Origin of the sequence: Helicobacter sp. WB40, from assembly GCF_027859275.1 — a bacterium.
GTDB classification, from domain to species: domain Bacteria; phylum Campylobacterota; class Campylobacteria; order Campylobacterales; family Helicobacteraceae; genus Helicobacter_D; species Helicobacter_D ibis.
Map to the genome: position 1 here is coordinate 15,347 of NZ_JAQHXS010000003.1, position 12,012 is coordinate 27,358.

At 33.8% G+C, this 12,012-nt stretch carries 12 protein-coding genes; all 12 read left to right on the forward strand.

Features of this window, described 5'->3' with window-relative positions; genetic code table 11:
• The 12 genes from glcD to PF022_RS02620 are packed head-to-tail and all read left to right on the forward strand — an operon-like array spanning position 1 to position 12,011.
• On the forward strand, positions 1-1,380 hold the full coding sequence (gene glcD, locus PF022_RS02565) for a glycolate oxidase subunit GlcD (RefSeq protein WP_271020327.1): 1,380 nt from the start codon (positions 1-3) through the stop codon (positions 1,378-1,380).
• 9 nt (positions 1,381-1,389) lie between these two features.
• Positions 1,390-1,848 carry a 3-hydroxyacyl-ACP dehydratase FabZ gene (gene fabZ / locus PF022_RS02570; protein ID WP_271020328.1) on the forward strand — a complete coding sequence of 153 codons (459 nt, stop codon included), beginning with the start codon at positions 1,390-1,392 and terminating at the stop codon, positions 1,846-1,848.
• Positions 1,845-2,633: an acyl-ACP--UDP-N-acetylglucosamine O-acyltransferase gene (lpxA, locus tag PF022_RS02575; RefSeq protein ID WP_271020329.1), complete on the forward strand. Its 789-nt coding sequence runs from the start codon at positions 1,845-1,847 to the stop codon at positions 2,631-2,633. The genes fabZ and lpxA overlap by 4 nt, the downstream gene beginning before the upstream one ends.
• The gene (clpX, locus tag PF022_RS02580; RefSeq protein ID WP_271020331.1) at positions 2,626-3,876 is read left to right on the forward strand and encodes an ATP-dependent Clp protease ATP-binding subunit ClpX; all 1,251 of its coding nucleotides are present in this window, start codon (positions 2,626-2,628) and stop codon (positions 3,874-3,876) included. Before lpxA ends, clpX begins: the two co-directional genes overlap by 8 nt.
• Positions 3,877-3,888: 12 nt before the next feature.
• Positions 3,889-4,923, forward strand: a complete 1,035-nt coding sequence (locus tag PF022_RS02585) for a rod shape-determining protein (RefSeq protein ID WP_271020333.1) — start codon at positions 3,889-3,891, stop codon at positions 4,921-4,923.
• Positions 4,924-4,926: 3 nt separating this feature from the next.
• Entirely contained in the window at positions 4,927-5,781 is an 855-nt protein-coding gene (locus tag PF022_RS02590; RefSeq protein WP_271020335.1) for a rod shape-determining protein MreC, read from the forward strand.
• A gap of 57 nt (positions 5,782-5,838) precedes the next feature.
• Positions 5,839-6,996, forward strand: a complete 1,158-nt coding sequence (locus PF022_RS02595; RefSeq protein ID WP_271020336.1) for a hydrogenase small subunit — start codon at positions 5,839-5,841, stop codon at positions 6,994-6,996.
• Positions 6,996-8,732, forward strand: coding sequence for a nickel-dependent hydrogenase large subunit (locus PF022_RS02600; RefSeq protein WP_271020337.1), 1,737 nt, complete (start codon positions 6,996-6,998; stop codon positions 8,730-8,732). Before PF022_RS02595 ends, PF022_RS02600 begins: the two co-directional genes overlap by 1 nt.
• Before the next feature lie 10 nt (positions 8,733-8,742).
• Positions 8,743-9,423, forward strand: coding sequence for a Ni/Fe-hydrogenase, b-type cytochrome subunit (cybH, locus tag PF022_RS02605; protein ID WP_271022691.1), 681 nt, complete (start codon positions 8,743-8,745; stop codon positions 9,421-9,423).
• Positions 9,424-9,960, forward strand: a complete 537-nt coding sequence (locus PF022_RS02610) for a HyaD/HybD family hydrogenase maturation endopeptidase (protein ID WP_271020342.1) — start codon at positions 9,424-9,426, stop codon at positions 9,958-9,960.
• Entirely contained in the window at positions 9,961-11,598 is a 1,638-nt protein-coding gene (locus PF022_RS02615) for a protein hydE (protein ID WP_271022692.1), read from the forward strand.
• A gap of 2 nt (positions 11,599-11,600) precedes the next feature.
• Positions 11,601-12,011, forward strand: coding sequence for a hypothetical protein (locus tag PF022_RS02620; protein WP_271022694.1), 411 nt, complete (start codon positions 11,601-11,603; stop codon positions 12,009-12,011).
• Position 12,012 lies beyond the last annotated feature (1 nt).

Genomic DNA, 12,012 nt, shown 5'->3' on the forward strand with positions numbered 1-12,012 from the left:
ATGCGTGATTCTCACTTTGAATACTTTAAAACAATAGTTGGCGATAATGATTGCTTTAATGATGAAGCACATATTCAAGCATATTGCTATGATGCAACAAGAGAGAGGGCATATCCTAAGTATGTTGTTTTTCCACATAATGAAGATGAAGTATCTAAGATATTAAGATATTGTAATGATAATCTAATCTCAGTTGTGCCTAGAGGTGCTGGAAGCGGTTTTACTGGAGGAGCATTACCAGTCAATGGTGGAGTTGTATTAGCATTAGAAAAACATATGAATAAGATTCTAGAAATAGATATGGAAAATATGGTTGCTAGGGTAGAGCCGGGTGTCATAAATGCTCATTTACAAAAGGAAGTTGAATCTCTTGGATTATTTTATCCACCAGACCCAGCAAGTGAGCAATATTCTACAATAGGTGGTAATGTCAGCGAAAATGCTGGTGGTATGAGAGCTGCAAAGTATGGAATCACAAAAGATTTTGTAATGGCTTTAAGGGCAGTATTGCCAAATGGAGATATTATAAGAGCCGGTAAAAAAACAATCAAAGATGTAGCAGGATACAATATTGCTGGTATTTTAATAGCAAGTGAAGGGACACTTGGTGTAATTACTGAAATTACATTAAAATTACTTGCTAAGCCAAAATTTTCTCAAAGTGCAATGGGAATCTTTCCTAGTATAGATAGTGCTATGAATGCAGTTTATAAAACTATGGCAAGCGGGGTAACACCTGTTGCTATGGAATTTTTAGATAACCTTAGCATAAGGGCAGTTGAGAGCAAGTTTCACAAGGGATTGCCTGTTGATGCTGGGGCGATTTTGATTACTGAAGTTGATGGTAGTTTGCAAGAGGATATTGATTATCAAATCAAAAAAATAGAAGAAAAATTCTATGAAAATGGTGCTATTAATTTTATAAAGGCACAAAATTCTGAAGAAGCAGAGAATCTATGGTTTGCAAGAAAGAATGCTTCTCAAAGTATTACAATATATGGAAGTAAAAAATTAAATGAAGATATAACTGTGCCTAGAGCCAGTCTACCAAAGCTATTATCAAAAATACAAGAAGTATCAGATAAATATGGAGTTATTATACCTTGCTTTGGTCATACTGGCGATGGCAATGTGCATACAAATGTAATCGTTAATGGTGGCGATGAAAATGAACTTAAAAAAGGTCATCAAGCAATAGAAGAAATATTTAAAATCACAATAGAGTTAGGAGGCACACTAAGCGGAGAGCATGGAATAGGAATTTCAAAAGCACCATTTATGAAGTTAGCTTTTAATGAGTGTGAGATGAATCTATTTAGAAGTATAAAAAAGGCATTTGATCCAAACAATATTTTAAATCCGGGTAAAATGGCATTATAAAGGACAAACATGATAGATATTCAAAAAATAAAAGATATTTTACCTCATAGATACCCATTGTTATTGGTTGATAGAATCGTTGATATAAAGGTTAATGAAAGTCTTAGTGCATATAAAAATGTAACAATAAATGAAGATATATTTAATGGTCATTTTCCAGGACAAGCAGTGTATCCGGGAGTGTATATAATTGAAGGTATGGCTCAAGCTGGTGGCGTATTGGCTTTCATTAGTATGTTTGGCGAAGATTCTGCTAATAATGGGGATAAAATAGTTTATTTTATGAGTATAGATAATGCAAAGTTTAGAAAGCCAGTTGTTCCGGGAGATAGGCTTGATTATAAGCTTGAAGTCTTAAAGCATAAAGGCGATATTTGGGTTTTGCAAGGGTATTGCTATGTAGATGATAAAATGGTAGCTCAAGCAGAGTTAAAAGCTATGATTGTAGATAAAAAGGCTGAAAGATGAGCAAAATCGCTAGTAGTGCAGTAGTAGAAGAAGGTGCTATTTTAGGCGAGAATGTCGAAATAGGGCATTTTTGTTTTATAGGTAAAGATGTAAAAATAGGTGATAACTGCAAAATACACAATAATGTAACGATTGTTGGTAATACAACTTTGGGGATTGGAAATGAAGTATTCCAAAATTCTGTCTTAGGCACTAAGCCACAAGATTTAAAATATAACGATGAACCAAATGAGCTAATTTTTGGTAATTTTAATAAGATTCGTGAATTTACAATGATAAATCCAGGAACAGAAGGTGGTGGAAGTATCACTAAAATTGGAGATTCAAATTTGCTAATGGCTTATGTGCATGTAGCACATGATTGTATTATAGGCAATAATTGTATTTTGGCAAATGGTGTTACTCTTGGTGGTCATGTAATACTTGGGAATCACATAAACATAGGAGGCTTAACCCCAGTTCATCAGTTTGTAAAAATTGGGGATTATGCTATGGTGGCTGGTGCTAGTGCATTATCACAAGATATTCCTCCGTTTTGTATGGCAGAAGGAAATAGAGCTGTAATTAGAGGATTAAATCTTCATAGGTTACGCAAAAATTTTGAACACCACGAAGTTGATAAGATTAATAGTGCTTATAAGCGGTTATTTGTGGCTAATAAACCCATAAAAGAAATAGCAAGCGATATTTTAGCTGAAGATTGTGATTTAAATGTTTCAAATTTATGTAATTTTATAATTCAATCAACTAGAGGCATACCTTTTGTGAGGAAGAATAATGAGTGAACGAGTATGTAATTTTTGTAAATCAAAAGAAACAAATAAGAATCCATTAATTACAGGAAATGATGTATGTATATGTAAAAATTGCGTTATTGCATCTTATAAAATAATTTTTGGTGTGGAAGATGAGTATGACTATAAAAATAGTGAAGAAGATAGCAGTATAGATGACAATTTGATTCCACTAATACCACCAAAAGAATTAAAGGTTACACTTGATGAATATGTAATAGGACAAGAAGAAGCAAAAAAGGTATTTAGCGTAGCTGTATATAATCATTACAAAAGAATATCTCAAAATGTTGGCGATGATGATGTAGAAATTGCAAAATCAAATATCTTGCTTATAGGTCCAACTGGTAGTGGCAAGACATTAATGGCACAGACTTTAGCAAGATTTTTAAATGTCCCAATTGCAATTTGCGATGCTACAAGTCTTACAGAAGCTGGATATGTTGGAGAAGATGTAGAAAATATATTAACTAGATTGCTACAAGAAGCAGATGGTGATGTAAAAAAGGCAGAGAGAGGAATTATATTTATAGATGAGATTGATAAAATATCTCGTCTATCAGAAAATAGATCTATAACAAGAGATGTATCAGGTGAGGGAGTTCAACAAGCATTGCTAAAGATAATAGAAGGAAGTGTTGTAAATGTTCCTCCAAAAGGTGGTAGAAAGCACCCTAATCAAGAATTTACTCAAGTAAATACAAAAGATATATTATTTATTTGTGGTGGTGCATTTGATGGGCTAAAAGATATTATCCAAAGACGCACAAGTGGAAATACTCTTGGATTCCATAATGTTAAATTAGAGCAAACTTTAAAAGATGATTTGCTAAGCAAAGTTGAACCAGATGATTTGGTATCTTTTGGGCTTATACCAGAGTTAATAGGTAGATTGCATATGATAGCTACTTTGGGAGAAATCACAAAAGAAGCAATGATTTCAATACTTAAAACACCTAAAAATTCTTTAGTTAAACAATATAAAAAACTTTTTGAAATGGACGGGGTTAATTTAATTTTTGAAGATGATGCACTAGAAGGGATAGCCAATTTAGCAATAGAGCGTAAAACAGGTGCTAGAGGTCTTAGATCTATTATGGAAGAAGTTATGCTGGATATTATGTATGAGTTACCGGAGCTAAAGGGATATGATGTGATTATTACAAAAGATTCTGTACTAAAAGCTTCAAAACCAATATTGGTAAAACAAAAAAAGAATAAAAAAAGTGCTTAAGGAGAGAAAGATATGCTAATAGATAAGATAATTGGTTGGTTTTCGCATGATATTTCTATTGACTTAGGAACAGCAAACACAATAGTAATAGTAAAAGGGCAGGGTGTAATAATAAATGAGCCATCAGTAGTAGCAGTCCAAAATGATAGGTTTGGTAAAAATAAAATACTAAGCGTAGGACAAGAAGCAAAGGAAATGGTAGGCAAAACCCCCGGAAGCATAACTGCAGTTAGACCAATGAAAGATGGAGTTATCGCTGATTTTGATATGACAGAGAAAATGATACGCCACTTTATAGAAAAGGCACATAAGAGAAAAGCATTAATGAGACCACGAATTATAGTGTGTGTGCCATATGGACTAACTGGAGTTGAAAGAAAAGCAGTAAAAGAATCTGCAATGAGTGCTGGAGCAAGAGAGGTGTTTTTAATTGAAGAACCCATGGCAGCAGCTATTGGTGCTGGGCTTCCAGTAAAAGAGCCTAAAGGTAGTTTGGTGGTTGATATTGGTGGTGGAACTACTGAAATTGGTGTTATTTCTCTTGGTGGTTTGGTTATTTCAAAGTCTTTAAGAGTTGCTGGTGATAAGCTCGATTGTGCGGTAGTTGAGTATGTAAGGAGAAAATATAGTCTTCTAATAGGAGAGAGAACTGGAGAGGAGATTAAAATTGGAATTGGTTCTGCAATTAGCTTACCTGAACCTTTAAGTATGCAGGTTAAAGGTAGAGACCAAGTAAGCGGTCTTTTAAATACAATAGAGCTTACAAGCGAAGATGTAAGAGAAGCTATGAAAGAACCGCTAAAAGAAATATCAAATGCCCTAAAAGATGTGCTAGAGCAAATGCCACCTGATCTAGCAGGAGATATAGTAGAAAATGGGATTGTCTTAACTGGAGGTGGAGCTTTAATTAGAGGGCTAGATAAATATCTATCAGAGATAGTGAAATTACCTGTATATGTTGGAGAAGAGCCATTATTGTGTGTAGCAAAGGGAACGGGTAAAGCATTAGAAGAAATTGATGTATTACAGCAATTATCCTATGAGTAATGTATGAGAAAACTTGCTCTTTGGGTTCTTTTTTTATCAATTGTATTGTTTTTATCCATTAGGCTTTCTAAGGAGATTCATGCACAAGTGTTGTATTTTTCTGATTTAGTGAAAGTTGGGGTTTTAAACTTAAACAATAATGTCGTCAATACAATTACAAGGCATTTTGACCAAGCAAAACAGATTAAACATTTAAATAATGACTTAAAAGACAAGGAAAAGATAGCTTATGAGTTGGAGTTTCTAAAATCAGAATATAATGCCCTGCTATCTTCGGTTAATTCTACATTTGGTATGGAAATGCCAAATATGCAACTAGCAAGAACACTATCTTATGTGAATATAAATGACTATACAAAGGTATGGCTAGAATCTCATACTGGTAGAAATGTTGATCATTCGGTAATTTATGGGTTGGTGGTAGATGATAAAGTAGCAGGTATTGCAAGATATGAAAATGAAAGACTAATAGGCTACCTAAATGGTGATGAGAAGTGTAGTTATGGTGTTGTTGTGGGTGAGAATAAATTAGGTGGGGTTGCCAAATATGATTTAACAAAAGGATTCATTGTTGATTATATACCTTTGTTTCCTGCCATTGAAGTTGGTGATTTGGTTTATACAAGTGGTTATGATGGAATCTTTTATTCTAATATTTTTGTAGGAGAAGTTACTGGAATAGAAAAGAGACAAGGTTATCAAATCGCTACTTTAAAAGTTGCCATAGATGATGTATCGCGCTTATATTGGTTGATTGATATAGGTAATGAACATGTATTAAATAATATTCACCTAAATGACAACAACTCTACTGATTCAAATGAAACTAATTTTAAAGATTTGATAAATATAAATTAAAATATAAAATATTGTGATAGAATTAGGTTAATTTAAAGTTAAACTTAAGGGGGTTTTATGGACATAATAGAAGAATCTTTGTTTAGTAAGGCAGAAGCTAGATTAAATCAGCTAAAAAAACTGCCCGCTCTAAAAAAGGATAGAAGCATTACAAAGGCTTTAAAAGAGCATGGAATATCAAGAAGAGATTTTATGAAATGGGCTGGTGCTATGACTGCTATGCTATCTTTGCCGGCTAGTTTTGCACCATTGACTGCTAGAGCTGCTGAAGTAGCTGATAGATTACCTGTGATTTGGTTACATATGGCAGAATGTACCGGCTGTAGTGAGAGCTTGTTAAGAAGTGATGGTCCTGGCATTGATAGTCTTATATTTGATTATATTTCTTTAGAATATCACGAAACATTAATGGCTGCTTCTGGATATCAAGCAGAGCAAAACTTAGAAGACGCTATTGAAAAATACAAAGGAAGATATGTTCTAATGGTAGAAGGTGGTGTCCCAACGGCATTAGAAGGGCAGTATTTGACTATTGGCGCACATGGTATGACTGGTTTAGAGAGTGCTAGAAAAGCTAGTGAGAATGCAGCTGCTATTTTTGCTATTGGAACTTGTTCTAGCTTTGGTGGGATTCAAGCAGCAAACCCAAATCCAACTGCATCAAAGCCTCTAAGTGCCGTTACAAATAAGCCTGTAATTAATGTTCCCGGCTGTCCTCCTAGCGAGAAAAATATAGTTGGAAATGTATTGCATTTTATTTTATTTGGCACATTACCTAGCGTTGATGCGTTTAATCGTCCAAAATGGGCATATGGTTTAAGAATCCACGATTTATGTGAGAGAAGAGGGCATTTTGACGCAGGTGAGTTTGTGCAAACTTTTGGCGATGAAGGTGCTAAGAATGGGTATTGTCTATATAAAGTAGGCTGTAAAGGACCATATACATTTAATAACTGCTCTAAACTTAGATTCAACTCTCATACTAGTTGGCCTATACAAGCAGGACATGGTTGCATAGGCTGTAGTGAGCCAAACTTCTGGGATACAATGGGACCATTTGAAGAACCTATGGCAAATAGATTGTTTAATACTCCTATGTTTGGTGGTGCTGATAAAACAGCAGATAACATAGGAATCGCACTCTTAGGAGCAGCAGCTATTGGTATGGCAGCACATGCAGTATTATCAAACATTAAAAAAGATAAGGAGCAATAATGACAAAGAGAATTATTGTAGATCCAATTACTAGAATTGAGGGGCATTTAAGAATTGAGGTTATTGTAGATGAGAACAATATAATACAAGAGGCGTATTCTAGCTCTACACTATGGAGAGGATTGGAAGTAATAGTTAAAAATAGAGATCCTAGAGATGTTGGATTTATGGTGCAAAGAATCTGTGGTGTTTGCACATATTCGCATTATAAAGCCGGTATTACAGCAGTAGAAGATGCACTTGGTATTGAAGTGCCATTTAACGCACAAATGGTTAGGGCGTTAATGAATGTTTCTTTGGTATTGCATGATCATTTAGTGCATTTTTATCATTTGCATGGGCTTGATTGGTGTGATATTACTTCTGCACTAAAAGCAGATCCAAAAAAAGCTTCAGAATTAGCATTTAAATATTCCAAAAATCCTATTGCAACTGGTGCTGATGAGCTAAAAGCAGTGCAAGAGAGGGTAAAAAAGTTTGCAAGTGGAAAACAAGGCTTAGGACCTTTTGCGAATGCGTATTGGGGACATGGGACATATAAATTCACACCAGAGCAGAATCTAATAGTATTATCACATTATCTTAAAGCATTAGAGATTCAAAGAGTAGCCGCACAGCTTATGGCTATTTTTGGTGCAAAGCAACCACACCCTCAATCTTTAAGCGTTGGTGGTGTAACTTGTGTTATGGATATATTAGATCCTTCAAGACTTGGTGATTGGCTTACAAAATATAAAGAAGTAGCCGATTTTGTGAATCGTGCTTATTATGCTGATGTTGTAATGGCTGCTGAAATGTATAAAAATGAACCTAGCGTGTTAAAGGGTTGTGGAGTTAAGAATTTTATCAGTTATGAGGAGATTCCTGTAAATAAAAGCGAATTTTTATATAGCACTGGTATTGTGAGAAATGGTGATATATCAAAACTTCTGCCACTTGAAGAAGATCTAATAACTGAAGAGGCAACTCATTCATGGTATAAAGAAGATAAACCTCTTCACCCATATGATGGAGAGACAGAGCCAAATTATACTGGATTTGTAGATGCAGATACTATTGGACCTGATGGGAAGCCAATTCATACTAAAGCATTGCAATTAGATGGAAAATATAGCTGGATTAAATCTCCTAGATATAATGGTGAGCCTATGGAGGTTGGACCATTGGCTGCTATTGTTGTTGGATTAGCAGCAAAGAATCCTAGAATCACAAAAATTGCTACACAATTTTTAGAAGATACTGGATTACCTGTTGAGGCATTATTTACAACGCTTGGAAGAACGGCAGCTAGAGTGTTAGAATGTAAACTTTCTGCTGATTATGGTATTGAAGCATTTAACTCTTTGGTTGAAAATCTAAAAACCGGCGATCAAGCTACATGTGCTCCTTATAAAATAGATAACAATAAAGAGTATAAAGGTAGATATATAGGCAATGTTCCTAGAGGAATGCTTAGCCATTGGATAAGAATTAAAAATGGTGTTGTGCAAAATTATCAATGCGTAGTGCCTAGCACATGGAATGCTGGACCAAAAGATTCAAAAGAACAAATGGGACCTTATGAGGCTTCATTGGTTGGGACAAAAATACAGGATTTAACACAACCTTTAGAGATAATAAGGACTATACATTCATTTGATCCTTGCATTGCTTGTTCTGTGCATGTGATGGATACAAAAGGGCATGAGCTTGGAGAGTATAAGATAGATCCAATAGCAATTGGTTGTAATATCTAAGGAGATTCCTATGGAGAAGAAATATAAAGCAGTCTATGAGTTCTCAAAACTCACTAGAATACTCCATTGGGTTAGGGCTATTTGTATAGTTATACTTACAATAACTGGATTTTATATTGCATATCCGTTTATAGCACCTGATAATCACACTGGTGAGCCTACTGGATTTTTATATGCATTAATGAGGAGTTGGCACTTGATACTTGGATTTGTATTGATTGCTATTTCTGTATTTAGAATCTACTTGTTTGCATTTACTAAAGAGTGTTCTTTTGAGAGAAGATCATTTTTAGATGTGGTAAATCCAATTGTGTGGTTTAAAGTTTTGAAAGCTTATTTGCTAGTTGGTGGGCATCCTCATTTAAAGGGTGCGTATAATCCTTTGCAAATGGTTACATATATAGGTGTTATGTTGCTTATTATTGGCATTAGTGTTACTGGATTAATATTATATGCACATGTGTATCATAATGGTCTTGGTGGTGCTATCATGCCATTTACTAGAGAGCTTGAAGTGCTTTTTGGTGGATTAGCAAATGTTAGGTTTATACATCATATATTAACTTGGGCGTTTATTATATTCTTACCTATCCACATATACATGGCTTCTTGGAATGCTACTAGATATCCCGGTGCTGGTATTGATACTATAATTAGTGGATATAAATTCGAAAAAGAAGAGCAACATTAATTGAAGATTCTAGTTTTAGGTATTGGAAATATACTATTTGGAGATGAAGGCATAGGCGTTCATCTATCGAATTTGTTAAAGCTTAATTATACTTTTAATGGTGAGCATGAAGTTGTGATATTAGATGGTGGCACTATGGCACAACATCTAATCCCTATCATTACTGAATATGATAATGTGCTAGTTATAGATTCAGTAGATGCAAACGACGCTAAAATAGGAGATGTTTATTTCTTTGATTTTAGCGTTATACCTGATAATATCACTTGGGCTGGTAGTGCTCATGAAGTAGAAATGCTCCAAACTTTAAAAATGATAGAGATGTTAGGCGACTTGCCTCCTACTAAGATTTTGGGTGTTAAGCCATTTATAATAGGTGAAGATCCAACCTTTAGCCTATCTCCAAAAATATTAGAATCTGCAAAAACAATGGAAGCACAAGCAGTAAAGCACCTAGAATCTCTTGGTGTGGTTGTTACAAAAACTGATAATAGAGATTTGCAAGAAATTGCACATCATTCTTATAGAGGGTATTAAGTGATAGCTTCTTTTGTCTTTAGCAAGATAGATGATTTTGGGTTTTGCGATGAGGTTTTGTATTTTTTTGTAGAAACTTTAGATAAAGCATGTGATGATTATAAGCTTGAGCATAGATTTTTAATAAATACAGATTCATTTTGCCTAGAAGTATGTGGAGATGATACAGATATTTTAGAGTTTGCAAACCATATCTCTCGTGTTATACCTCTATCTTTGCAGTGGTGCTTTAGAGAGCTAAAAGTTATTTTAGAATTTAGTGCAGATTCAACAACAAAGATTCAGCACAATTTTGATGTAAGCAGATTTATAAATCCACTAGAAATCTCTAAAATAACCAATATAGATAGTGAATATTTTTGTGATTTATGGGGTGATTTTGTGTGTTTTAAACAAAGTAAAATGCAACTTTTTAAAAACAACACAAAACTAGAAATACACAATAAAGAATCTTTAAAAGAAAAATTGCAAGAAATATCACGATCTTTAATTAATGGTGATAGTGTATTTGTTAAGACTATTTTTGGCAAAAAAGAGATAATTTTATTCAAAGAAGATTCAAGCAAAGTAGATGGGGATTATATTTTTATGCCATTTTGTCTAAATTCATTACAGACAATATTTAGAGTAAAACAAGAAGAGCTTCAAGCATTAGCCACAATAGAAAAACCAATAATAACGCTAAAGCCAAAGTCTGTATTTAAGAATCTCTTAGGCGATGATACAAAATGTATTTTGCCTTTTGAGCCTTTATTAATTCTATTAGTTAAGTTTTTGCCAGATTATAGTGGGCTTTATTTAAGAGATATTGGAGATTCTAAGAAGCATTTTGGTGTGTGCTATTTTGTGCCACAAGATTTTAAAGAAGCAGAAATTAGTGTTGGTAGTAATTCTTTAATTTTAAAGCATAATTTTTGTGATTCTTCTTTTGCTAATGAAGCTAAGAGAGTTATTGTAAAAAATAATCTACTAAAGACTTGTGCTATATATCTTGGGAGAGATAAGAGTAGTGTTTTTGTGTATTTTGATACTTCTTTTAAAGAGCCAATTAAGTTTGCATATGAGACAAATTTGAATCTTATATTTAATGAATTAAAGATTCAAAGTGAGACTACAAGCAAACTTTATAATAACTTTAAAAAAGAAAATGAAAGTTTGTGTAATGCTATAGATGGGATTCCTAGTGTTAGTAAGTATTCATCAAATTTACTTCATTTAGTTGGTGTATGTGGTGTTTTGCTCAATTTAGGAGAGTGTGATGAAGACTTGTATGAAGTCTCACAAAGAGTGTTTACATGTGCTAGTGAGTTTATGGGGGAAAAAGGTCCTAGAATTGATTTTAAGCTAGTTAGGGATTTGGATAATAAAATACATCTTGATACTTTTAAGACAATTAGGTCTGTAATGAGCTTCAAGCTTGCTGGTGTTGAGAGGGAATTACTTTGCTTTGGGATAGTGGATTCTTTGGCTGAATTTTTTGCAAACTTCGCTAGAGATATGAATGAAAATTATCAATTAAAAGATGTGATTATTTGTGGTGAAATGTTTTTAAATAAGCAATTTTTGGATAAGTTTATACACTACTATGCGAAAAATAATGAGATTTTTCCATGTGAAGTTATGGAGTTTAAGGAGTGATTATGAATAGCGTTGAGATTCTCTCTGCGGGGGGGGGGGCTAATTTAGAGCCTTCTTTAGCTTCAACTATTAGCTCTTTGAAGCTTGAGAAGATTTGTGAGTTTATAACTTTAACTATCTCCCAAGAGACACTTAGTTTTATAAACAACAATATAGATTTAATATATTCTTGGATTACTTCTTTAGAATTTGAAGTCAAATATAAAAATACAAAATTCCCTCCGCTCATGAAACCTAGCGTTATTGATTATAAACAGCTTCCAGCAAATATTGCTTGGGAGCTTAATATTCCTCTGCCAAAATGCAGATTCATATATGCTACTGGACATGGTAGTGGTGGGACAGCAATGCTTCATTTTTTAAGAGCATTATATGATGAGAGTGGTTATTTTTTAAATGTAAGTTATAGTTAAT